Origin of the sequence: Pseudoalteromonas rubra, assembly GCF_001482385.1 — a bacterium.
Taxonomy (GTDB): Bacteria; Pseudomonadota; Gammaproteobacteria; order Enterobacterales; family Alteromonadaceae; genus Pseudoalteromonas; species Pseudoalteromonas ardens.
The window spans coordinates 763173-787381 of sequence record NZ_CP013612.1 but is presented as its reverse complement, the minus strand read 5'-3'; the positions used below and the strand labels follow the sequence as shown (position 1 = coordinate 787381).

Sequence of the window (24209 nt, the reverse complement as noted above, 5' to 3'; positions counted from 1 at the left end):
CTTATTGCCTGACGCAAGTTAAGCCACTGAATCCAAGGGCTTTAAAGAACATATGCGCGGACGAAAAGCCACTTTCATCTAACAGCTCTGCCAGCCGGATCCTGTCGAGTGGGTAAAATTCGTGCTCCAGATTGTATCGCATACGTTCTTCACCAACCGCAGTCAGCCCCATAGCGCGACAGTGCTTAAGCTGAGACTCGCGCTCAAACTGGGTTTCGGGCTTCATCAAGTCTGCCAGTAGCAGCTGTTTACCAGGCTTGAGGTTACTGTGAATTGACGCTAGTAGTGCCAGCTTAGCGCCATTATCCGGCACAAAATGCATCACCAGCAGGCACAATGCGACATCAGCCTGATATTGCCCGGACTCCAGTGGCCCGTAATGTATGGTTACACGCTCCGAGAGCCCAGAGTTAGTAAAATTTTGATCTGCGATGGCCAACATGTCGTCAGACACATCTTGTACGATGAAGGTCCAGTGCGGATTGCTGTGGGCCAGCTGTAATACTTCTTTGCCCGTGCCAGCTCCCACGATCAAAATTTGCGCCTCCTCAGGGAGCACAGTCTGTACTTGTGCCTGCATCAATTCATGGAGCAGCTGATAACCAGGCACCAGGCGCTCAATACGGCTGTCGTAATGGGCTGCTTCATCCTGTGTAAAACTGGGCATGATGTCTCCTTATCGTTCACTGATGGTAACCGACGAAAAGCCGCCAGCCTGTTTCTGTACTTTAATTTGCGTGGCTACCCGCTCGGTCATTTCGGCCACATGAGAGATCACGCCCACTTTGCGCCCTTGTGACTGCAATGCATCGAGTGCGTCCAGTGCCACGCTGAGCGTTTGTGGATCCAAAGTGCCGAACCCTTCGTCGATAAACAACGAATTGATCTGCACCTGGTTAGAAGACAGAGACGCGAGGCCCAATGCCAGCGCCAAGGAAACCAGGAAGGACTCACCACCGGACAAAGTGTTTACACTGCGCTGCTCATCGGCCATATCACGGTCAATAATGGCGATCTCCAGCGACTGGCCGATGACGGTCAGGCGGTAACGATGACTCAGACTGCTGAGGTGGTGATTGGCATATTGCAACAAGATCCTGAGTGTCTGTGTTTGAGCCAAGTTACGCATGGTTTTACCCGTGGCATCACCCAACAAGCGATTTAACAGGTGCCAGTGCTCGTATTCAGCCTGCTGCGCCTGAAGTGCCTCATATTGCTCGGCCAGATAAGCCTGGTTGTCTTCATGCTGTTTCAGTACTGTATTTACACTGATCAGTTGTGCCTGATTGGCATCGCGCGCTTGTTGCAACTGAGCCAGTCGCTCAGTAAGCTGCGCCTGGCCTTGCTCAGTCACAGGCTTAGCCCGTAAAGATGCCAGTTCTTCATGCAGATGAATGTGTTTATTCTGCGCAGTGTGTAGAGCTTTGCTCACAGCCTCATATTCGGCCAGCAAGGCTTGCCACTGCGACTTATCCCACTGTAACAGCGCCTCAACATCCGCTTCGCTAAGCGTGTCGAACTGAGTTTGCAGCTCCACCAGCCAGCTCTGGTAACGGCTCTGAACTTTTGCCAGCGATTCTTGCAGTTGCTGTTGTGATTGCTGCTTATGTGCCAGCGTCAGTGCCTGTGATTCCTGCGCCTGACGCAGATCTGCAACACGCTGCGTTGCCTGAGCCTGGGTGCTTTCAGCGTGCTGTTGTTCATCCAGTAAAGACTGATGCCAGTTGTCTGCGCTAATCTCAAGTGGCTGAATCGCCGTTCGTTCACGGGTCAGTACGTCCCCTTTATCAGTCAGTGTCTGACGGGCATGGGCCGTTTTATCAAGCTGTGCCTGCTTATCCTGACTTTGCTGGCGTAGCAATTTAGCCTGCTGTTCACCTTCGTCAATCTTTTGCTGTAATTCACTGAGCTGTTGCAGTTGCTGCTGTCTGACATGCACTTGCTCGCCCAGTTGAGTGATCGCCTGCTCGGGTGATTGCTCAAACGCGTGCCACCACGCAGAGGTTGAATATACCTGCCGGATCTGCGACAGGGTTTCTTGCTGCTCCGTCGCAAGCTCTGTTTGCCTGGTTTGGGCATAAGCCATTGCCTGGGCGGCACGTTCGAGCTGACTTTGTAACTGTTGGTTTTGTTGTTCCAGTTGCTGTATGTCGCGCTGAGCTGTCTGCTGTTGCTGCCAAAGCTGTTGCTGTGTTTTACTCAGCTGGCTGTAGGTTTGTAGCTTGTGATCCAACTGAGCCAGCAACGCCTGAGGGTCCGCGATATTGCGAAACTCAACAGGCAACTGCGCCAGTAATTCGGCAATTTGCGCAAGCTTGCTATTGAGTTGTGCTTCATGTTGCAGTGCCGCCTGTAACTGACCATTGCATTGCTCAGCCTGACCAACCAGGTCATGGTAACGTTGCTGCGTCTGCGCGCGGGCTTGTTCAGCAGCCTGATATTGCGATTCAAAATCAGCAATCAGGGTTTGCCAGTGACTGTCGATGTGATCTACACCATAAGGGTGCTCCGTCGAGCCACACACCATGCACTCCTGGCCCGCAACCAGCTGCGTTCTCAGTTTACTAACACTGTCACTGGCCCGAAAGCGGACTTGCTGCAAATTTTCCTGAGTCAGCAAAACTCGCTGTCTGGTCAGTTCATCTTGCTGCTCAGTGTCTTTAAGTTGCTGTTGCAGGCTGTGATGTTGATGCCGCAAACGATCAATGTGAAGTCGGTGCTCGCCCTGCTCCTGTTGCAGCTGGGCATGCTGTGACTGATTTTGCTGCGCCTGAATTAACTGGGTACGCTGAAATTGTAAGGTCTCATAATCCAATTCGCTCAGCTGCGACTGAGTCACGCTCAGGTTTTGCTCAATACCGGCCAACTGTTGATGTAATTCTGTCAGCCTGGGTTGCAGCGCCTGTTGTGTTTGCGTGTCTTTGTCTGCACTGGCTTTTGTGTGCTGTTGCTCTTGGGCCAGTTTACCGAGCTGTGCCTGACATGCCTGCCAGTGCTTTAATGCACCGCTTACCTGTGACCACTGCTCACTCACACGCGTCAGGTCCGGATCTGCCTGGCACTTTTGCTGCAACCGGGCAACCTGCTGACCATCCTTTTGTAGCTGAGCCCCCAGTGTTTCACTGCGCTGTTGCAATGCTTCATGCTGCTCACGTTGCTCGTTATGTTCTGCACTGTTTTGTGCCAGCAGCTGTTTGTTGGCTTCGCGCTGCTGGTCCAGCTCGCGTAATGATTGAAGGGCAGGGGTACTGATCTGCAACTGGTTTTTTGCCTCACTGAGTCGTGTCTGAGCGGCTTGGAGTTCATCTTGCGCGATCCGGATCTGCGGCGCGAAGTCCTGCTGTTGCAACTGGCTGATATCAAGCTCTAATTGTTTAAGCTGGGCAGTCATATCCCGAGCCTGGGCCCGGTTATCTGCGATCACCTCTACAGCTTTGGCGCGTCTCGCTTTGTCAAAGTCATGCGCTTGCGTAGTCAGTCGCTGCTGGCAATCGGCCTGTTCCAGCTCAGCCTGATGACATTGCTCAGCCAGCTTGTTACAAGCCTGATGCCAGAAAATGCCTTGCTCCAGATGCTTTTCTTCATCACGAGCCGTGGCAATGGCTGCCGTCAAACCCGCTGCGGTGTGTTGATTTTCGGCCAGTGCTTCATCACTCAGTAGATTCACATGGTTCAGTGATTGCTTACGCTGTTCCAGCGCATCTTGCTTTGCTTTGTGATGCTCAAATATGGCTTTACCTATCACGCTAAACTTAGCCGTGCCGGTAAGGGTTTCGAGTAATTGTGCCCGCTCATCACTATTGGCTTTCAAAAATGCAGCAAATTCATGCTGTGCGAGAAGCACCGCACGAGAAAACTGTTCAAAGTTCAGACCCAGTAACTGTTCCAGCAGCTGCTTGGCCTCGGTGGTTTTAGTTGTCAGTACCGTATCATCAGCAAGGCGTACGACCTGATGCTCAGCTTCTTTAATACGGCCATCCAGCTTGTTACGGGCGCGACCGACGCGCCAGCTGGCACGGTATTGACTGCCATCCTGACCACAAAATGTTACCTCGGCACGGGCGCTGACACAGCCACGACGCAGCAAGTTTCGGGGATCATTGAGTTTCAGCTCATCGCCGTTGAGCATCACTTTGTTTTTTGCGTCGGCCTTGAGTCGTGCGGTTTTACCGTACAGTGCCAGACATATTGCATCAAGCAAGGTGCTTTTGCCCGCGCCAGTATCGCCAGTGATGGCAAACAGGCCGGTGTCTTTTAACGGTGGCTGGGTAAAATCAATGTCGGCATCCGCCAGTGACGCCAGATTCTGCACCTGGATCCCTAGTAGTTTCATGCTTCCTGTTCCTGTACACTGGCCAGCACTTGCATCAGGCAATCCTGCAAAGCTTGTGGCACGGCTTGTTCACTATCTATCTGTGCCCGATACGCCAGTTCCAATAAACTCATAGGTTCCAGTTTCTCAACCTGTCCCAGGTCTTCAAAATGCGGCATGTCTGTACTCTGTTGCGTATTACGCACACGCTCAATGCCACAGAAGTGCACTTGTTTATTCGCCAGTGCCTGTTCAATCTTAGTGCGAAACTGACTGTCGGTATCACTGGCGTTGAGCCGCAGCCTCAAGTAAGGTGTTGCTGTACCCTGATTCTGGTATTGCGATAAGTCGAGTTCGTTGAGCAAAGCAATGAGCTCATCCAACGTCGCCCCACCGCGTTCGGGCAGTAAAATCACCGGTTTAAGGCGCGGCACGTCAAGGGGCTTTACACTGCAAAGCTCGTTGTCGGAAAATTCCACCAGCAGTACCTGATGACGATAATTACGCTCAGAAAACGACATCGGCAGAGGTGTACCGCAATAGCGAATAGCCTCGCTGCCAGCGACTTTTTGCGCTTTATGTAAGTGTCCAAGCGCAACGTAATCGGGACGTTCCCCAAACACATCCGCAGTAATGGCATCAAATCCGCCAATGGTAATATTGCGCTCTGAATCGCCGGAAATACTGCCACCTTTGGCATGTAAATGACCCATAGCCAGCACCGGAAGTTGTGCATCTAACCCCTGGTAAGCAGCCTGGTACGCACGTTCAACGCCACGTTGATAGGCCAAAGGATCATCGGCTTGAGTATCCAGATCGGCGCTGCGTAAAAACGGCATGGCCACAACCTGCAAAGTGCCAAGGCCAGTATTGAGGGTTTTTACCACATCCTGGGGATTATGCTTATCAAACCGGCCGACAACATGGGTGTCGAATTGACTCAACAGTGGTTTAGCCGTTTCTATTCGATTGGCTGAATCATGATTGCCTGCAGTGATAACAATGTGTAAGTCTGGATTATCGGCTTTTGCACGCCTGATAAAGGCATACAGCTGCTGCTCAGCCATCGCCGAAGGGGTGGCACTGTGATAAATGTCGCCACTGACTATCAGTACATTAATTTGATGAGAAGTGAGTGTGACGCACAGCCAGTCGAGAAAATGCTGATGTTCAGCATGACGGCTGTGCTCGTAAAACTGTTGACCCAGATGCCAGTCGGATGTGTGTAAAACCTTCATGCAGCGTTCCTTAACCTTAATGCCGGTTAATATACACTGCTTAGCTGAATAGGTTAATGGCTGAGTTTACGCCAGGCGAAAATCATCACCGGGATCACAAGCAACCACAACGCACGAAGATAACGGTTCTGTCTGCCATTAAGGCGTTTCAGTGCCGATTTCTCGTTACACGCAGCTACTTTATCAACATAAAAGTAGCCGTTATCCAGATACTCTTTACAGTTCTGTTCGTCCGCCGGTATGGCAACGAGTTTCTCTTGTTTTTTTAGTATGTAGAAATCCATACTGCTCACCACATTTTTTGCTAAACGGGCACTTTGTACAGAGCAAAACCAACGCCAGTTTTACTCGCCGATTGAAAAGTCCGCGATTTTACTGGGAATTTAGTTCCGATTTCAACCATTGAATTTGGCTTTTTTAATTTATTTGTAAAATAGAGACAATAAATTTGCAAAATGGGAACTTGGCACGGAAATTTATTGTCATTTTGACATCATCACTATACTCACTTTGTTACGTCCAAAACACGGGGTTAGTTACGTTTCGTGACAATATAGACAAATGAGGCAAAATGCCCATATATGCAAATCCCTCAAAAACAAAACGTACTCACTGCGCACCGATTATTTTAATCCAGATAACATGTTCAGCAGTAAAATAACAATAATTCCGCTCAATTCACGGTATGATAAGACCCGAACACAACCAAGGGGTACGACATGAGGGATCGGCTGATTGCCGCACTGGCACTAATGTGGATAAACACTGCAACGGCACACCAAGTCAAGGCAGCAATGACAACGGTACTGGTTGACTCAAGTAACGAGCAGATCGAATTAATGCACCGATTTTATCTACACGACACCGAGCATGCAGTAGAAGATCTGTTTGGCGAAGACAGCGACCTGTTTCAAAACGAGTCAGACAGAAACCGTTTTGCAAAATATGTGCATAACACAGTGGAGCTAAAGGATGAAACCGGTCAAGCCATCCCATTGACGCTATATAGTGGCAGTATTGACGGGCAATTTTTCTGGGTTATCCAGCGCGCCCCTATGCCAGCTAAATTGAGCCGCTTACAGATGCGCCATGATGCACTCAGAGATATCTGGCCAACTCAGGTCAATATGGTCAACTTTAAAACTCAGCAAACCGTTCAGACGCTGCATTTTAACGGCAACGATAGCTGGCTGTGGGTGAAGTTTGCAGATTAAAATCCAGTAAAAGACAACAAAAGTTGGGTTTAAAACTTCATTCACGAAACAAACAAAAAATTAAAGTCATAAAAATCAACATAGTAACTAAATTACCATAATGATTGTTGATAAATCAGCTCATCCGATTACAATACCATCCGCAATAATCAAAACAACATAGCAAATACTGCATCAGGATGAAGTATGTACATATCAAGGATATGGCGTTCCAAGCTAACCCATAACATCTTTATCCCTTCTCCCAATACAACCACGGGCCAGACCCGTGCAGTAAGCTACGAGCTAAAAATGGCGAATCAATATGGAATTTAAAAAAACTCTACTCGCGTTAGGCGTTCTATCCGTTCTCAGTGGCTGTGGCTCTGATAGCAATGACAATCAGACCAATACAACGCAAGACCCCGCACCCGGAACACAGGTTACGACCAATGAAATTAAGGGTGTAGCGGCAAAAGGTACATTGATCAATGCACCGGTTACTTTCTTTAAATATGAAAACGGTGAACCTGTCCAGCTCGATAGCCAGACCAGCGTTGTAACGGATGAAAAAGGCCAGTTTAACGCCACAGTTAGCAATGCACAGGGCATAGTCAAAGCACAGATCAGCGTCAGCCAGGATGCAAAAAATCCTACCTATATGATTTGTGATGCGCCAGCTGGATGCGGCCAAAATGATACCAATAATAAAGTTGCATTCGGTGAACGCGTTAATCTGACCGAGGTCGCGCCCGATCTGGTACTGAGCACATTTGTTAACGTCACTGAGCAGCCAAGCACCGCGAATATCACCCCGTTGACACACTTTGCCGCAGCAATTGCGCAGCAGCGTGGCGAAGTAACCTCTGATTCAATTGCCACTGCACACTCTGAGATTGCCGACCTATTTGGCCTGGTAGGTGCATTGCACCAGATGAAACCAGCAATGATCGAAGACAGTGCGTCGCTGGTTGATGGCAACAACAGTGAAGACCTCCGTTATGCCCTGATCAACGCAGGGATTGCACATGCCTTGTTCTCGGATCTGAGTGATGAGAACAACGCATTGAGCACACGCCTGGCCGAAGCCATAACCGATATTCAAGCCACAGATGGCGCGTTTTTGGCTAACTCTGCACATGATGATGATGCCAGCTTTGAGTTTAACCTCAGCGACATTCTTGCGGGTGCAGAACTTGCCAGCCAACAGCTCATCACACTTATCAAGGCCGATCCTGCACTGGCTGACAAACTCGATAATCTCAGTGAATTGGAAAAGCTATCGACTAGCCTGCACAATGAAATGCTCAGTGCTGATACACAGAACACAGATCGCGTAAAAGGGCAGGCACAGCAGCAAAGCAGTGACGATGCCGTCGCTAAAGCCGCAGCAATGGTGCAGGATATTCGGGTATTTGCGAACCTGTTTGATGTTGCAGACACACACGGTAAAGAAGTCCGCACACAAGGTGATGAGTTTGTTGCCCTGATCGACGATGCCACAGACATGGTGCGTGATCAGGCCAACTCTTATAAGCTGCTCGCAGATGTCTCTGAAGCACTGGCTTTAATCGACAGCGCGCGTCGTGCCGGTCAGCTGCCTAATAACAATCAACCGATTAAACTCGACGACTATCTGGAACTAGCTGGCGCAACCGGTGTAGCCGTGATTGACGAAACGGGTTTAGTGTTCTCTGTGACCGCATCTGCGGGCGAGGAGCAACTGGAGGCTAACGCTAAGCTCACCGTCGCTGAAGACAATCAAACCTATACACTGAGTGTGTCTGGTAAAGTGGAGAATAATGCCGCCGCATTGATGCTTCTCCCGAATAGCCAGGTTCAGGTAGTGCTGAATCAGCCTGTCACCACAGAGCAACTTAAAGAAGGGACGGCTCCCGCTTTTGATGGCCGCCACGGTAGCCTGACACTGGATGTGACTATAGCACAGAAAGCGACAGACACGGTTCAAAACCCGGTCAGCTTTAAAGGCATGCTCAGTGCTGAACTAACTGCAAAACATATTGAAAAATTAGAACATGTTTCAAGGTTTGAGGGCGCTGCAGGTTGGCACGAATACTCAATACGCCCCGATACGATATTTGTACCAGGTATGCTATCGCTTAGCGGCGCGTTCAGTGCCCCCCTGGGTAGTCAGTTCGGTGCAAGCTTGACAGTAAAACTGGATAACCTCAGTGAGTTTAACCCTGCCGGATTTGAACATTTTGGCCGCCTTATTCCTGATGCAGGCACGCTGACCATTGAGTCTGACTCAAAGGCCAAAATCACCAGCAAAAACGGCGAGTCATTGCTGATTGAATTCCAACCGATTAATCAGCAGGGCATTGCGACTGTTATCACTCAATATATAGACGATGAAAACACAACTCCTATTCATACAAGAAAGATCAGCACCTATCAGGGCGTAGACTATGTTGAAGTGACCAGTGACTATGGAGACAACTTTGTCACTAAACGACTCGAACGGATCGTGCCAGAAGGTACTGATGAATTTAAATTACAGTATTTTCGTTATCCGCAAGACAGCACCACTCATTATGCTAATGGACTGGTGACATTTGAGTCTGGTGAACAGGTGCCTGTTGACCAACTGAACTGGGGAACATGGCTCTATGCAGACAACAAAGTAGACGCGCAAAAATTACGCCGCTTCCCGGTTGACTATGCCAGCATCAAAGATGTCCAAACCTTATTGACTCCAGCTCATTCGGGCACCTTTTACGTTGCGGTTGTAGATGGTATTTACGTCAACTTTCAGTTTTTAGAACAGGACTATCAGGTCGGTCAAAGCTATGACCTATCGGCACGGTATATGTTTCCAAACATTGACAATACCCCTGAGGTCAAAACATCCGCAGACGGAGATATCATCGTTTCAACACTCGGAGAACTTCAGCAATCCTGGAGTTCGTCTGGTGACGATAGCACCACGGCAAGCTACCAATATATAGTGTCAAATAACGGGGTGGCCCTTGAATATAGTTCAGTATTCATCAATGCGCTGACACAACAAAACGATCAGAATGCGCTGATGATCAGCACGAGCTCTTTTGATCAGTTCCATGCCATTGACAACAGCGTTGCTGCGTACCTTCAGCCTGACACTTCAAAAGAGGGATATACCGCCTACTTTATTCAGCCACATGATCTGGATGAAAAAGGTATGCCAGTAGACGAAAGTGGGAATTACCTCGACCCAGTCAAGCATGCAGAATGGACTATGAACTATGACAGCTATCTGTCGGCGGTACAGGATATTAGCGGTACCGAGCTGATGATAGGCAGCCAGGGCTACGCACGACAAGCATTTGAAAATAAGCTATACCAGGGATACACACTCAATTATCCGGGCTATGGTCAGGTCGAAGTTGTCTATTACATGTCCGTCAACGAGCAAGGTTATGAAGGCCATAGCACTTTTGGTAAGCCCAAAAACACCTACCAAATTGAGACCGAAACTAACTACCTGGACATCAGCGCAGCTATGAATGTCAATGTTAAGCTGGGTGAGTACCATGTTGACCTGTCTCTGGTAGGCCAGCGTACCGACTTTAAAGCGGGCGAACTGGAGCTGGAAGTTGACTACCAGGTGCCCGGTTCAGAGTTAAAGCGTAGTTTCACTGTCTTCTACAACACAGAAACAGCGCAACTTTCAGCCAATAATGCCGAAGATGTCACTTTGGAGTTGGCCGAGACAAACTCCGATGACAATGAAGGTGAGCAAACGCTGGGCACCATTATGGTGGGTGACGAGCAGGCCGCAAAAATCGTGAAACGAGATGCGGGTGTATTCATCATTTATGCCAACGAGCAAATCGAAACTCTCTAATATCCGTGTAAAACAGGCCAGGCTGTCACCTGGTCTGGCGGGTAACACCTCATTCGGGGTCAGCTAACGCTGGCCCTTTTTCTGGAAAGCTATGAACAAACAATGGTTTTTAGGTTTGTCTGCCAGCCTGTTGGTGTCAACAGGCACGATGGCAAACACCCATGAAGTAACAGTGTATCTCGACAGCAACAGTCAGACGAATATTGCCCCAGTATTAAAAATAGCCCGTGACAAATGGGACCAGCGCCCTGAGTCGGATGCCTCATTTGGCTTTTCTCAGTCCCGTTTTGGCGTGGCCTATCGTCATACTGCACTGGCAAACTGGCAACTACATACAATGCAACGCGTTGATTATCTGATTGAGACCAATGCTCATACGGCGCTGGGTTACTATCAGGAGCAAAATGATCAGCCTCTGACCAGCTATGACAGCTACGACACCAGGCTAACGCTGACCGGGGCACGCAGCAAAGGCCTTGGGCTGGCTTATCAGCACCATTTTGATGCATTAACAGTCACCGTGCAGGCCAATTACTGGCAACTCAACTACCTCAGAGACTCGCAGCTAAGCGGCGCACTCTCAGGCAGCGACAATGCGCAATTACGCGGCGCGCTGCAATTTAGCGAGTTTTACAGCGATAACAACTTTTTAAAGCGTCCTAACACGGATAACGCCTGGCGCACTCGCGGAGAGGGTTTATCACTGGATGTGCACTTCGACTGGCAAGTGACAGAACACTTTGCGCTTTCAGGCAAAGTGATCGATCTGTACAACCAATTTGAATTTGACCAGGCAGGCTTCACCGAAGCGGACATCAACACCAAAGGCAGTTTTGTCGACAACGCGGGATTTAGTAGTTTTCGGCCCCTGTTAAAAGGCCGAGAAACAGCTCAAAATCATGACTTTTATTTACCCAGACAGGTTTACCTGCAAGGACAATATCAATACCAGGATTTCCGCTACCTGGCCAGTGTGCGTCGTCAGGGCGACCAGCACTTTGCACAGCTGGGCATGCAACTTGGAGACTGGCGTATGATGCTGGATCCGCTCAACCTGGCACCCGAACTGGCTTATCAGGGTGAAACCTGGTCAGTTACCACCGCACTGGATCACATCAACCCCAACAAGGCGCTGACACTCAGGCTGAACTTCAGCTGGCAGCTGGCCTGGTAATCAGGGCCATTGTCGCCACCTATACTCAGGTGGCGACTTGTCCGCTCATCGCGCTATCTGGCACAGAGCTTTTCCTTGCTCAGCCTGCTTGCTACCACAATCGAGGAACACCTGGCCCTGGGTGTTGTAAAATTGCCCCTGCCATTGGTGGTCCTTCTCCAGCTTAATGGAGATATAACCAAATTCCCCCTGAGCATTACCCTGCGCGCGTTTGCCATCAATTTGAGTACTGAACCCGCTGTTTGCACCGGTTGAACTCAGGCTGACACCACTGTTACCAACCACCAGTTGAGGCGGACGATCACTGCCCTTACCAAAAGCCAGCGACTGGTAAATATGCATATGGCCAGATAAGGACAAACTGACCTCAGACGGTAACTGCTGCGACAGAGTCGTCTTCAGCGCCGTTTGCAGCATATCTGTGATTGAAGGTGTGCCAACCGGCCCGCTTTGTCCCCAAATAGGTCTGTGGGTCATCATCCATAACGGGGTTTTTACCCGAGAAGCCAGCCGCTGCAACTGAGTATACTGGTCACGATACTGGCGCGTGAGTGTTTGTGGTGAGCGTGAGTCGCAGGCATTGGCCGAATCCATCACCCACAATGCCAGAGACTCTAGTTCAAGCAAATAGGGGTCTAGCATTACAATGTAGTCGCTTGCTTCGCTGGGTGGCTGACTGAATTCGCCCTGATAAGGGCATGACTGCTGTGCAACGCCCCCAGGTAAGTCAGAGCCGGGTCCCAGAAAATAAAACCAGCCCGGACCCGCACGGCTACACAACTCATGATTACCGCGGGCAAATACCCAAGGCGCACTAGCCAGCAAAGATTTAGCTGGTGCAAACAAATCAGCCTGCCAGCTCTGCCAGGTATCGGGTTTTGGACTCCCGCTGGCATTTTGCGAGTAATAGGTCTCTGTTAGACCACATGACGGACCACCGTAGCCGCCATCTCCCGCATCATAAGCGTAAATATCTTTACTGATGCTGCCCGACGTACCGCGATAATTGAAATCTCCCATATGCAGGATCAGCTGCTTGCTTTGTTTGGCACCCAGGTCCGCCAGTTGAGCAAACGGTTGCGCTGCACTTGCCCCTTCACATACTGAACTCTTACATCCGGAGTCTCCAAAGACCTGAATTTGCTCAGGTGCCAGGGTGACAGGTGCCAGTTCAATCCCACCATAAGAAAGACGATACAGAGTATCTGGACGGATCACGGCTTCACACACTGTGACCGGAAAATTATCAGGATCCGGATTTAATCGTCTGGCCTGGGTTTTTATCGCCTGTTCACCCGCGTTTATTAGCTGAGGACATTGCTGATCATTGATATGTGCGCCGTCGACAATGGCTCTGGCATAGACTTGCACACCCCCGTCCTGTGTGGGGGCCAGCATGGTATAAGCGGCATGGACGAGTGGATCATTCGCTGCACTATCGGCAGTGCCCGTGCAACCTGAGAGTAAAACAACGAGAGGAAGCAAATGTTTGCGCATGGTTATTCCTTGTTTGCAGCTCCATTAGCTTCCTTAGTGTAGACCACAATAAAGCGGTGTTGATATTACCCCACATTTCACAAAGCTCAGCGTGGCACGCTGTGATGGGTATAGCGCTCAACCAACTCATCAATATCTGGACGAAGGCGCTCTATTATGTCATTAAAACGCGCCAGTTGAGCAGCATCGAACAGCCCTTTACGCAATAAAAAGTGCACCTGGTTGTTGTGGACCGGATAGTCCCAAATATAAAAGTTTTTAATGCCCAGCTTGCGCGCCATGAAACGCCCGAGGATCTCGTCTTCAATGATAAAATCGACCCGTTTTTTTGCCAACATCTCAATGCGCTGAGGGCTGCCGGAAATGCCCACCAATAGATGGCCAAAACTGGGGTTTTCGGCAAGGTTTTTGAGTTCCTCACCATAATAAGAACCTATGCTCAGGCCTATACGATAGCCCAGCCGCAACAAGGCTTTTAAGTCTATGGCCATGCGCGGCTGGCGCAATGAAAAAAGTCGCATTTTCTCCCAGCGATAGGGCGCTGAAAACACCCCCAACTCTGCGCGTTCCCGTACGTAACTGACCATCAATAACGCATCGACCGTTCCTTTACCCAGCTGATCTAAACTGCGGGCAGAGGTAGGCAGGCGCAAAAATCGTGGACACATATTCAGCTGTGCGAACACCTTACGGGCTATCTCCACATCCAACCCATACGCCCCGCGCTCATCAACGGCTGTCAGCGGCGGCCAGTCAGCAACAACGCCAATTTTAACTTCGCCGGTACACGATTGCTGTGCACTGACTTGTGAACCATAAAAAAAAGCACCGGCAATAAAAAAACACCACATTCTGAGATACAACCTGATACCAACCACTCTCACCTGCTTATTCTCTGACCTGTATCTTTTAGTTATAGCCATTATCGCGTCAGTTTTAAATCAAAGATGTCAGATTGGCCACCTTATTGGTCAAATGTAATATTATTGTTATATAAAATTAACATGGACACGTTTAAATACGGCCCAAAAATGATAATTAGAGTATTTACTTATGAGTCTATCCCGTCGCGATTTCTTTAAAACCAGCCTAATGCTGTCAACCGTTCCGCTTACTTTAGGGCTGAGCGGCTGTACTTTTTCTCAGAGCCCGTTCAGCCATGGCGTTGCCAGTGGCGATCCACTGGATGATCGGGTGATCTTATGGACCCGAATTACCATTCCACCTGAAGTGCAACAGCGGGTCGATATAAATACACTCAGTGCCAAAGTACTCTGGCAGGTTTCTACAGATCCACAATTTTCAGCGCTGGTTGCTGAGGGCTATGAGATCACCGACGGACAACGCGACTTTACCGTTAAGGTCGATGCAACCGGGCTTGCACCTAATACCCGGTATTTTTATCGCTTTATCATTGATGAGCTGGATGAGCCAATTATCTCGCCAACAGGCCGTACAAAAACGCTGCCAGCCTACGAGGTCAGCCAGGTAAAACTCGCCATGACGTCCTGCTCGCACTTTAGCTATGGCTACTTTAATGTGTATGCACGTATCGCCGAAATTGATGATCTGGATGCGGTGCTGCACCTTGGTGATTACCTGTACGAATACGGCAACAAAGATGTGTATCGCAACCCGTTCTTATGGAATCGTAAAGTTCAGCCCGCCCACGAAATGGTGACCCTGGATGACTATCGGGTTCGTCATGCCTGTTATAAAACTGACGAAGACTTGCAAACCCTGCATCAGACCCACCCGATGATCTGTATCTGGGATGACCACGAATTCACCAACGATACCTGGTCGGGCGGGGCAGAGAACCACAATGACGGTGAGGGCGACTGGCATACCCGTAAAGCGGCTGCTATTAAAGCCTATTATGAATGGATGCCGATCCGTGAACCCAGCGATAACAACCGGGAACGATCTTACCGCCGCTTCCAGTTTGGATCTTTGCTGGATCTGAATATGCTCGACACCCGCCTGATCGGCCGTGATCAGCAAGTTGAGATCAAAAATCCTGCCCGACTTGATGAATCGCGAACTTTACTGGGTTATGCGCAGGAGCAATGGTTATACGACAACCTGTTTGAGGCTAAGCAAAATGGCGTGCAGTGGAAATTATTGGGTCAGCAAGTGCAGATGATGCAAATTCAGATGCTGGGTAAACCAATTAATGGTGATGCCTGGGACGGTTACCCGGCCGCACGTCATCGCCTGTTAGACTTTATCGAACAAAACCAGATAGATAACGTAGTGTTCTTAACTGGTGACGTACACTCTTCCTGGGCCGCAAACATCTGTAAAAACCCCTATGACTGGCACGAATACAATCGCTTCACCCACGAAGGGGCCATCGCGGTAGAAATCGTGACTTCTTCGGTGACATCACCCTCGATCCCGGTACCAGGTTTGCAGCAGTTGGTAGGTGATGTTGGTAAAATACTGATCCCGGAGAATCCTCACATCCGTTATGTCGATCTGGCCAATCGCGGTTTTGTGACCCTGGAAATCACTCAGGATGAACTGAATGCCAGCTGGCATCATGTGCCATTCGTCGGCTTTAAGAATGACCAGTCGCACATTGGCAAACGTTTTACCGTTGAGGCAGGCAAAGCCAAACTGGTTTAATAACAAACACACGTGGCACTTTTGCATCACCTGGTCGCATCAGCGCCACGTTTTAGCCTTACCCGGCTCAACACCTGAGTCATACCCTAACAAGCGACGCATGCTTAATGGCCCATCTACTGGTATTGCAGTGTATTCAAGTAGATCCCGCATCGAGTACGGAATGACAGGTTGTGTTTGCTAGTTTGTGCGTTACTCGCTTAATTCCGTTCGTTTACTAAACGGCAACTATGTCTTTAGTTAGACTTTATTAAACCTCTGGCAAATTTATATTTTCACTCTCCCGGCTTTGCCTCCGTCATCCTGGCCTTGAGCCGGTAACCACTGGCAGCAAAACGGTGGCTGACCTGAGCAAAGATCCATAGCAAACAACTAAAAATAAAAGCCATTAAATATCAAAAACATAAAATAAACCTCAAACTTTATTCAAAAAACTTCCTTGAAAAGTATTGGCCCCGGCCATAGATAGATTTGTGAGGACGCCGATAGGGTCCCAAACCGAACTAAGACTTTGTTTTAAAAGCCTTTATTTAAGTAATGTTAGAGTTAGAAACCCGCTATTTACTGGTTTATTGTAAAGAGTAAATGGCTTAATTATCGCTTTATGAGGATACGATTATGCGTACAGTAGATTTATCACCCCTTTACCGTTCATTCATCGGTTTCGATCACCTTGCATCTATGATGGATGCGGCGCAGCGTAGCAGCGAAAAACAGCCCAGCTACCCGCCTTACAACATCGAAGCGTTAGCTGAAGACAAGTACCAAATTACCATGGCGGTGGCCGGCTTTACGGAGCAGGAGTTGTCGCTGGAGTCGGAAAACAACACGCTGAGCGTCAAGGGCGAGAAGCAAAATAAAGAAGACAAAACCGACCGAAAATTTATTCACCAGGGCATTGCCGAGCGCAACTTTGAGCGCAAATTCCAGCTGGGCGACCATGTAAAAGTGATTGGTGCTTCGCTTGAAAACGGTTTGTTATTAATTGACCTGGAACGCGAAGTACCGGAAGCGTTAAAGCCAAGAAAAATTGAAATTGGCACCGGTAAGCTGATTGAGGGCTGATGCCTTAAGAGTAGTAACTACTCACTCCCTTTTCCTTGTATTACATTGTTGAATTCCCACCAGCCGTCCGAAAGGGCGGCTTTTTTATGCTTATGACACCTCGTAACGCCAAATCGGTAAAAGTCAGCCCGACATGCGGCTTTTTCAATTCTAAAACCAATCCAGAGTAGCACCCAAATTAATGCAGCCCTGGCCATCACCGAATAAACGCCAATATTCACCCGCTTTTTTGGGGCCATTCGGATCCATAACACTTCGAGTATAACTGCTTATAAATACGGTAAATTCATACTATAAAACCCATCCCATGGCGCATTTCTGTTGCTATTTTGATGTAGGACATAGTCAGGGTAGATACCCGGAACTTAGATTGATTTTTGCGTAGGGAGTTGTGAAGCTGACGACCACTAAGATCACGTCAGCAAGCCTTTAACCATCCAGAACACTATTTTCAAGCCTACGAGCTCTATGACCAAATAAAACGTTATAAATTATCAGAATCAATAAGTAAGTTAAGAGAGATGATACTCACTCATCTAAAAGTCAGTAAAAACCTCTCGATGACTCACTACACTTCATTCGACGTGGGTCAGGCCATTTTACTGGAGAAAAGCCCCTTCAGACTGGGACATATTAACGCAGTCAACGACCCCAATGAGGGGAAGTTGCTATAGCAAGAATTAGGCTACGAGCCGGAAGAGGGCAACCCGGTGTTTATTGGCTGCTTTTTACCGGACAGCGACAGCCTGAATATGTGGCGCTTCTACAGTAAAAACCATTTTAATGACGATGCCTGTGGCTGCGCCATTACTTTTAATACAGAAGGCTTTTTTGACTATCGTTTAATGGCTGAGCAGAACAACCACACAGAGCAAGAGCGACGAAAACCTTCATTTGCCAATACTGGCCGGTCGCCTCAGGAAAGCGCTGCATTCTATCGGGTTATGTATCTAAAAGATAATTTTAAACTACTGGGTCAGGGTGCAACCAAGTTGCAATCTTACTTCAAAGATCTCAAAAAAGAAGTCGATAAGTTTGTCGGCAAGAACCCAACACCCGAAAAGCTACAAACGCTTGCCTGGCTGCTCGGCCCATTGCCTTATTTATTAAAAGACGCCAACTACAAAGATGAACGAGAACACAGGGTGATCGTCACACACTTAGACTATGGCGCAAAAGAGATCCAAAGTGCAGCTCCTGATTTTGCTCAGGGCACTGCCCCGCGTTTATATCTGGAGCTACACAGAGACGATCATCTGGCCCCTATTGAGTATGTCACGCTTGGTCCTAAAGCGCCTAACAAAGAGATGATGGCACCGTACTGGCGCCACCAATTAGCCAGCAGATTTTCTGCAAAACTGGATATTCGCCCCTCGCGCTGCGCTTATAAGTAGTACAAGATCTTCTAGGTGGTTGCTGTTGGGCGTTTTGCCGTTTCCGCAACCAACAACAGGCCACTGGCGACGGCGGCTGGCAGCCAAATGGCCAGACGCGCCCTGAGTACCGCAGGCTCCATACCCTGACGACGAGCGCTGTTTGCCAGTGCCTGTTCAAACGAGGTCGCCTGATTGCAGTGACTTAACAGATCTGCCTGCCAGTGAGTCAAAGGTTGAGTGGTCAGCTGGCCGTTTTGCTGGGTCAGAGCTATGTAACGGGTTTCTCTGGCTGGCATGGCAGGCGATTCGCCGCCTTTCGTTTGGCGATTTTCCAGCTGAGACAGCAGCGGGAATATGTCGTATTCACTCATCAGCAAACGCACACAATCAGGCACCATAATGTTCAGTGATGCACCGCCGCCCAGCAGTTCGAACTCGTTCAATGCGAACTCAGCTGGTGGCATTTGCTCTGACCCTTTGGCAGCCAGCACTTCGGCTTTGGCACGTTCAAAACGGCCCAGCTCCACATACACCTCAAACAGCGCACTTTGGCTGGTGTTAAATTTACCTTGCGGCCAGGAATTAGCCAAAAACCGTACAAACGCTTTGCCCAAAGTATGAAAGGTCAAAGCCTTAGATGGTAAAGCCATCACGCATTCCTTAGCGAACACGTCAAAAACATCTTCGCCCATCAAGGCACACAGCAAACTAAATTCACCTTTCAGACACGCCTTCAACCGCTTTACATGCGCTGCGGAATACGTTTTCTGCTGATGCTCTTCGGCTAAATGAGACGCTGCTTTAGCGCCTTGTTTTAAAGACAGGTCAGATGTGAGGCACTTTTGTGACACATCACCATGAGAATTTGAAACATGAGACAACCAGTACTGCAACTGGCTGAGCTCCGGGGTTGAGTACGTCATTTTGCTACCGGTTTTAAACTATGTGCTAGGTCTGAGTGTTGATGCATTTCTCATACCACGAGCGTATAAAATAGCACCAATATTCACTAACCCATAACTATCAAAGGGTTCTGGTCTTTGCGTCTCTTTTTCTTAAAGTTCAAGCCAGTAAAACGGCGGGTTATTGGCGCTTGATATCAGTCACACCGATACGCCAGACGTCAAAATAAGCTGGTGGCGCTAAAGAAGAATCGGAAGGAAAAAGTCACGGCAATGACTTTGACAGGCAGCAATAAAAAAACCGGATCAGCGACGTCGTTCAATCTCGCATAAATCAGACGCGTGCGCATCGCACGCTTGTTGCTGCTTTGATTGAGGCACAGAAGTATCAGCACTCAGCTTGCGCTCAGCGTCTATATCAATGCCATTTGCCAGGCAGGCCTCTTTGTAAGCCTGGCGTTCTTGTGCGTTAACCACACCGTTGGACATAGCCAGTGCCAAACCACCAGCCAGTTCGAGTTCGTGAAACACCAGATTACTGGCAGCACGCGGCGCCATTTTGATACTGGTAGATTCTTTGTACACACCACAATACTCATCAAAACTCACCTCGGTATGCGGCACAAAAACACAGCCCGACAAAAACACAGCACTAATTCCTGCAAAGGTATATTTCCCTGACAGCATAGTCATCATCATCCGTATTTATCTCTTTCAGGTAAGAGTATGCACTGCACTAAAATAATACAATGGGTTATAACATAAATCTGACGCAATCTTACATCTGCTGACATTTTACCGGGCAACAGAGCGTAAAGCCCCTTTACACTCTGTTACCCAAACCAGCCATATATCCTACTGAGCAAGTTGCTTATATTGACGTCGATACGCGTGTAACAGAGGTTCAGTGTAACCATTCGGTTGTGCCTTGCCGTCAAGCACTAACGCCAGAGCAGCTGAAAACGCCAGGTTATCCGTCATATTGTCGCCACTCATAGGCACGTAGTGAGGATCATGACTATTTTGCTCATCAACAATTGTCGCCATACGTACAAACGTGCGCTTAACCTGTTCTTCGGTGCAAATGCCATGATGCAGCCAGTTTGCAATGTGCTGACTGGAAATACGCAGAGTCGCTCTGTCTTCCATCAGGCCGATGTGATTAATGTCAGGGACTTTAGAACAGCCAATGCCCTGCTCAATCCAGCGCACCACATAACCCAGAATGCCCTGCGCATTGTTGTCTAGCTCAGTCTGAATATCCTCTTCGCTTAACTGGCGCTCGCCCAGCAATGGCGGTGTAAGCAAGTCGTCCAGGCTCGCCATCTGGCGCTGTGCAATTTGCTGTTGTAATGTGGCCACCTTCACATCGTGATAGTGCATCGCATGCAAAGTGGCAGCTGTGGGTGAGGGCACCCAGGCGGTATTCGCGCCGGACTTAGGATGAGCCAGCTTTTGCTCCATCATCAGCGCCATTTTGTCAGGCATCGGCCACATACCTTTGCCTATTTGCGCCTTACCGGCAAACCCTGATGCCAGACCTATATCTACGTTGCGGTCCTCATAGGCTGCTATCCAGGGTTGTGCTTTTATTTCGCCTTTAGGCAATACCGGACCTGCGAGCATCGAAGTGTGAATTTCGTCGCCGGTTCTGTCTAAAAACCCGGTATTGATAAACACCACACGGGATTGTGCTGCATTGATGCAGGCCTGCAAATTAACCGAAGTACGGCGCTCCTCATCCATGATCCCCATTTTCAGGGTATTAGCGGGCAAACCCAACAACTCTTCAACGGCATCGAACAGCTCACCGGTTAAGGCAACTTCTTCGGGGCCATGCATTTTGGGTTTAACGATATTGACACTTTGCGCACTGGAGTTTTTCAGTACACCATCGCCGTGCAGATCATGCAGTGCTGCTGTTGCGGTGATCACCGCGTCGACCATGCCCTCAAAGACTTCTTCACCTTGCTCATCTAAAATCGCAGGCGTGGTCATCAGGTGACCCACGTTACGCACAAACATCATCGCCCGGCCTTTGAGCGTAAGCGATCCCCCATCAGGCGTCAGGTATGTTTTATCTGCGTTTAGCGAGCGCACAACGGATTGACCACCCTTTACAAACTCCTCTTTGAGCGTGCCCTGCATCAGGCCCAGCCAGTTGCGGTAAACCTGCACTTTATCTTCGGCGTCTACCGCGGCCACGGAATCTTCACAATCCATAATGGTAGTCAGGGCCGATTCCAGAATAATGTCTTTGATCCCGGCCTTGTCAGCCTCTCCGATCGGATCCTGAGGATCGATCAAGATCTCAAAATGCAGATCATTATGCTTAAACAACAGTGCCGTCGGATTCTGTGGCTGTCCGTTATATCCGACAAACTGTGCGGGCTCCGTCAACTTAACCTGACTGGAGTCATTGAGCGTGATGATCAGCTCACCCTGGACCACTGCGTAGTTGGTACTTTCAATATGAGAGCCATGCGCAAGCGGCAACATACGATCCAGCAACTGACGGCCATAAGCCATTACTTTAAAACCGCGTACCGGGTTGTATGCACTCGCGCGCTCGGCGCCATCTTCTTCGGATAGCACATCGGTACCGTAAAGCGCATCGTATAGAGAGCCCCAGCGGGCATTTGCCGCATTCAATGCAAAGCGTGCATTACTCACAGGCACCACCAGCTGTGGACCCGCGATACGGGCTATTTCGGGTTCAACCTGCGCAGTGGTAATGCTTTGTGCTTCAATTGCAGGCACCAGATAGCCTATTTTAGTCAGAAATGTCCGATATTTTTCAGCATTCCAGCCAGGGTTGGATAAATGGTAGTCATCAATTTGCTTTTGCAAGCTATCGCGCTTTTCCAGCAGTGCACGGTTTTTGGGGGTGAGCGTACGAATAATATTGGCAAAGCCAGACCAGAAGTCGTCTGCGTTAATCCGGGTGCCAGGCAATAGCGCCTGATCGACAAAGTCAAACAGACGCGAATCGATGCGTAAACCGGCCTGTAAAATATGAGAGCTCATGTGAGTGATCCTTGATCGGGTTTGAACGGGTCACTTTAAAATAAGCCAAATTCGGTAAAAACAAACCCCTTTTACCATTCACAATAAATATACTGGCAATAACAACTATAAATTTAAAAAATTTCACTGGTCGGTCTAGTGTTTATTTAAACGCCAGCAAGCACTCTCACATTCGCAACCTGGCGAACATACATAAACCAGTTAGCTTAAACCCGTTCGAAGGAATTTTGTTATGAGCAGTTATACCTCTCAAATTGATCGTCTTACAACACTATGCCAGTCTCAGGGCAGTGCATGGCAAGGTATTAACCCTGAATTTGCAACCCGCATGCATTTACAAAACCGCTTTAAAACGGGTCTGGATATCGCTAAATATACCGCAAAAATCATGCGCGAAGACATGGCAGCTTATGACGCAGACAGCAGCCAGTATACGCAGTCTCTGGGCTGCTGGCATGGCTTTACTGCTCAACAAATGATGATGGCCATCAAACGTCACAATAAAACCACTAAGCGCTCTTATGTATACCTGAGTGGCTGGATGGTCGCCGCGCTTCGCTCTGAGTTCGGTCCGCTGCCAGATCAGAGTATGCATGAAAAAACCGCGGTGCCTAAACTGATTGAAGAGATCTACACCTTCTTAAAGCAAGCCGATGCACGTGAACTCGACCATCTCTATAAAGCACTGGATGAGGCCAAAGCACAGGGCGGTGATGTACAGGCAATCACAGCACAAATCGATAATTTTGAAACCCATGTGGTGCCTATCATTGCAGATATCGATGCTGGTTTTGGTAACGAAGAAGCCACTTACCTGCTGGCCAAACAAATGATTGAAGCAGGTGCCTGTGCCATCCAGATTGAGAACCAGGTATCGGATGCCAAACAGTGTGGTCACCAGGCAGGTAAAGTCACAGTACCTCATGAAGACTTCCTGGCAAAAATTAATGCGGTACGTTATGCCTTCCTCGAGCTGGGCGTAGAAGATGGTATTATTGTCGCCCGCACTGATTCTTTAGGTGCCAGTCTGACTCAGAAAATTCCGGTCTCGAAAACGCCTGGCGATCTGGCGAGCCAGTACAATGCGTTTCTGGATACCACAGTGATCTCAAGCGCAGCCGACCTTGAAGAAGGAGATATGGTGATTAAGCAGGAAGGTGAACTGCGTAAGCCGGTGCGTCTCGACAATGGCCTGTACCAATTCAAAGAAGGCACCGAAAAAGACCGCGTGGTACTTGATTGCGTTACCAGCTTACAATCAGGCGCCGATCTGTTGTGGATTGAAACCGAAAAGCCCAATGTAGAGCAAATTGCTGAGCTGGTTAACCGCGTGCGTGAACAAGTACCGAACGCCAAACTGGTTTATAACAATTCGCCGTCATTCAACTGGACCCTGAAATTCCGTGAACAGGTTTATGCAGAATGGCAGGCACAGGGTAAAGACTTGTCTGCTTATCCGGATCCCAGCCAAGATCCTAAAGCGTTAATGGCACCAGAGCTGGATCAGTCAGAACTGGCAGCGGAAGCGGATACAAAAGTACGTACCTTCCAGCGTGATGGGGCTGCTCAGGCAGGTATTTTCCACCACCTGATCACTTTACCTACGTATCACACAGCGGCACTGAGTACCGACATTCTTGCAGAAGGCTATTTTGGCGACCTGGGTATGCTTGCATACGTCCGCGATGTTCAAAGACAAGAGATCCGCCGCGAACAGGCGTCAGTGAAGCATCAGGATCTGGCAGGCTCTAATATAGGTGATACGCACAAAGAGTACTTCAGCGGTGAGAATGCGCTGAAAGCCGGTGGCGAAGCCAACACCATGAACCAGTTTTAATTGTCATAAAGTTCCTTAATCAAGCAAGGGCCTTCGGGCCCTTTTTTAGATCACGTTTTTACCAGCTTGGGGGCGTCATGGTTGCCTATGCACCCAACTCCCCACACCGA

The 24209-nt window shown here is 48.9% G+C and carries 17 protein-coding genes; 8 read left to right on the top strand and 9 right to left on the bottom strand.

The window, feature by feature from the left end:
* Window position 1 precedes the first annotated feature (1 nt).
* Genes AT705_RS22420 through AT705_RS22405 form a run of 4 tightly spaced genes read right to left on the bottom strand, consistent with a single transcriptional unit; the run spans window position 2 to window position 5834 of the window.
* On the bottom strand, window positions 2-667 hold the full coding sequence (locus AT705_RS22420) for a class I SAM-dependent methyltransferase (protein ID WP_058798556.1): 666 nt from the start codon (window positions 665-667) through the stop codon (window positions 2-4).
* 9 nt (window positions 668-676) lie between these two features.
* Window positions 677-4333: an AAA family ATPase gene (locus AT705_RS22415; protein WP_058798555.1), complete on the bottom strand. Its 3657-nt coding sequence runs from the start codon at window positions 4331-4333 to the stop codon at window positions 677-679.
* Window positions 4330-5550, bottom strand: coding sequence for an exonuclease SbcCD subunit D C-terminal domain-containing protein (locus tag AT705_RS22410; protein WP_058798554.1), 1221 nt, complete (start codon window positions 5548-5550; stop codon window positions 4330-4332). Before AT705_RS22410 ends, AT705_RS22415 begins: the two co-directional genes overlap by 4 nt.
* A gap of 53 nt (window positions 5551-5603) precedes the next feature.
* A complete protein-coding gene (locus tag AT705_RS22405) occupies window positions 5604-5834 on the bottom strand; it encodes a hypothetical protein (RefSeq protein ID WP_058798553.1) in 231 nt (76 codons plus the stop codon).
* Between the two features lie 435 nt (window positions 5835-6269).
* Here AT705_RS22405 and AT705_RS22400 point away from each other — a divergent pair, with 435 nt between their 5' ends.
* From AT705_RS22400 to AT705_RS22390, 3 genes are all read left to right on the top strand, one after another.
* A complete protein-coding gene (locus AT705_RS22400; protein WP_058798552.1) occupies window positions 6270-6764 on the top strand; it encodes a DUF6702 family protein in 495 nt (164 codons plus the stop codon).
* A gap of 304 nt (window positions 6765-7068) precedes the next feature.
* A complete protein-coding gene (locus AT705_RS22395) occupies window positions 7069-10590 on the top strand; it encodes a hypothetical protein (RefSeq protein WP_058798551.1) in 3522 nt (1173 codons plus the stop codon).
* A 91-nt stretch (window positions 10591-10681) separates the two neighbouring features.
* Window positions 10682-11764: a hypothetical protein gene (locus tag AT705_RS22390; protein ID WP_058798550.1), complete on the top strand. Its 1083-nt coding sequence runs from the start codon at window positions 10682-10684 to the stop codon at window positions 11762-11764.
* Window positions 11765-11809: 45 nt separating this feature from the next.
* Here the strand turns inward: AT705_RS22390 and AT705_RS22385 are convergent, their stop codons facing one another.
* Window positions 11810-13261: a metallophosphoesterase gene (locus tag AT705_RS22385; RefSeq protein ID WP_058798549.1), complete on the bottom strand. Its 1452-nt coding sequence runs from the start codon at window positions 13259-13261 to the stop codon at window positions 11810-11812.
* Window positions 13262-13347: 86 nt separating this feature from the next.
* Window positions 13348-14112, bottom strand: coding sequence for a substrate-binding periplasmic protein (locus AT705_RS22380; RefSeq protein WP_058798548.1), 765 nt, complete (start codon window positions 14110-14112; stop codon window positions 13348-13350).
* A 202-nt stretch (window positions 14113-14314) separates the two neighbouring features.
* Between AT705_RS22380 and AT705_RS22375 the strand changes: the two genes are divergently transcribed.
* The 4 genes from AT705_RS22375 (at window position 14315) to AT705_RS22360 (ending at window position 18351) form a co-directional block, all read left to right on the top strand.
* Window positions 14315-15892 (top strand): alkaline phosphatase D family protein, encoded by a 1578-nt coding sequence (locus AT705_RS22375; protein WP_058798547.1) that lies wholly within the window; start codon window positions 14315-14317, stop codon window positions 15890-15892.
* Between the two features lie 618 nt (window positions 15893-16510).
* Window positions 16511-16957, top strand: a complete 447-nt coding sequence (locus tag AT705_RS22370; protein WP_010381388.1) for an Hsp20 family protein — start codon at window positions 16511-16513, stop codon at window positions 16955-16957.
* Window positions 16958-17478: 521 nt separating this feature from the next.
* Window positions 17479-17631 carry a hypothetical protein gene (locus AT705_RS25825; RefSeq protein WP_237113845.1) on the top strand — a complete coding sequence of 51 codons (153 nt, stop codon included), beginning with the start codon at window positions 17479-17481 and terminating at the stop codon, window positions 17629-17631.
* A gap of 36 nt (window positions 17632-17667) precedes the next feature.
* A complete protein-coding gene (locus AT705_RS22360) occupies window positions 17668-18351 on the top strand; it encodes a DUF2971 domain-containing protein (protein ID WP_237113844.1) in 684 nt (227 codons plus the stop codon).
* A gap of 11 nt (window positions 18352-18362) precedes the next feature.
* Here AT705_RS22360 and AT705_RS22355 read toward each other — a convergent pair whose 3' ends face one another.
* From AT705_RS22355 to AT705_RS22345, 3 genes are all read right to left on the bottom strand, one after another.
* Entirely contained in the window at window positions 18363-19256 is an 894-nt protein-coding gene (locus AT705_RS22355; protein ID WP_058798545.1) for an HvfC/BufC family peptide modification chaperone, read from the bottom strand.
* A 285-nt stretch (window positions 19257-19541) separates the two neighbouring features.
* Complete coding sequence (locus tag AT705_RS22350) at window positions 19542-19934, bottom strand: hypothetical protein (RefSeq protein ID WP_058798544.1); 393 nt, start codon at window positions 19932-19934, stop codon at window positions 19542-19544.
* A 156-nt stretch (window positions 19935-20090) separates the two neighbouring features.
* A complete protein-coding gene (locus tag AT705_RS22345) occupies window positions 20091-22262 on the bottom strand; it encodes a malate synthase G (protein ID WP_058798543.1) in 2172 nt (723 codons plus the stop codon).
* Window positions 22263-22494: 232 nt separating this feature from the next.
* Here AT705_RS22345 and AT705_RS22340 point away from each other — a divergent pair, with 232 nt between their 5' ends.
* Complete coding sequence (locus AT705_RS22340) at window positions 22495-24099, top strand: isocitrate lyase (protein WP_058798542.1); 1605 nt, start codon at window positions 22495-22497, stop codon at window positions 24097-24099.
* Window positions 24100-24209: the final 110 nt, after the last annotated feature.

Coding starts and splice junctions, on each gene's coding strand:
- AT705_RS22420 (WP_058798556.1), bottom strand. CDS start 667: ATGCCCAGTTTTACACAGGATGAAGCAGCCCATTACGACAGCCGTATT.
- AT705_RS22415 (WP_058798555.1), bottom strand. CDS start 4,333: ATGAAACTACTAGGGATCCAGGTGCAGAATCTGGCGTCACTGGCGGAT.
- AT705_RS22410 (WP_058798554.1), bottom strand. CDS start 5,550: ATGAAGGTTTTACACACATCCGACTGGCATCTGGGTCAACAGTTTTAC.
- AT705_RS22405 (WP_058798553.1), bottom strand. CDS start 5,834: ATGGATTTCTACATACTAAAAAAACAAGAGAAACTCGTTGCCATACCG.
- AT705_RS22400 (WP_058798552.1), top strand. CDS start 6,270: ATGAGGGATCGGCTGATTGCCGCACTGGCACTAATGTGGATAAACACT.
- AT705_RS22395 (WP_058798551.1), top strand. CDS start 7,069: ATGGAATTTAAAAAAACTCTACTCGCGTTAGGCGTTCTATCCGTTCTC.
- AT705_RS22390 (WP_058798550.1), top strand. CDS start 10,682: ATGAACAAACAATGGTTTTTAGGTTTGTCTGCCAGCCTGTTGGTGTCA.
- AT705_RS22385 (WP_058798549.1), bottom strand. CDS start 13,261: ATGCGCAAACATTTGCTTCCTCTCGTTGTTTTACTCTCAGGTTGCACG.
- AT705_RS22380 (WP_058798548.1), bottom strand. CDS start 14,112: ATGTGGTGTTTTTTTATTGCCGGTGCTTTTTTTTATGGTTCACAAGTC.
- AT705_RS22375 (WP_058798547.1), top strand. CDS start 14,315: ATGAGTCTATCCCGTCGCGATTTCTTTAAAACCAGCCTAATGCTGTCA.
- AT705_RS22370 (WP_010381388.1), top strand. CDS start 16,511: ATGCGTACAGTAGATTTATCACCCCTTTACCGTTCATTCATCGGTTTC.
- AT705_RS25825 (WP_237113845.1), top strand. CDS start 17,479: ATGATACTCACTCATCTAAAAGTCAGTAAAAACCTCTCGATGACTCAC.
- AT705_RS22355 (WP_058798545.1), bottom strand. CDS start 19,256: ATGACGTACTCAACCCCGGAGCTCAGCCAGTTGCAGTACTGGTTGTCT.
- AT705_RS22350 (WP_058798544.1), bottom strand. CDS start 19,934: ATGATGATGACTATGCTGTCAGGGAAATATACCTTTGCAGGAATTAGT.
- AT705_RS22345 (WP_058798543.1), bottom strand. CDS start 22,262: ATGAGCTCTCATATTTTACAGGCCGGTTTACGCATCGATTCGCGTCTG.
- AT705_RS22340 (WP_058798542.1), top strand. CDS start 22,495: ATGAGCAGTTATACCTCTCAAATTGATCGTCTTACAACACTATGCCAG.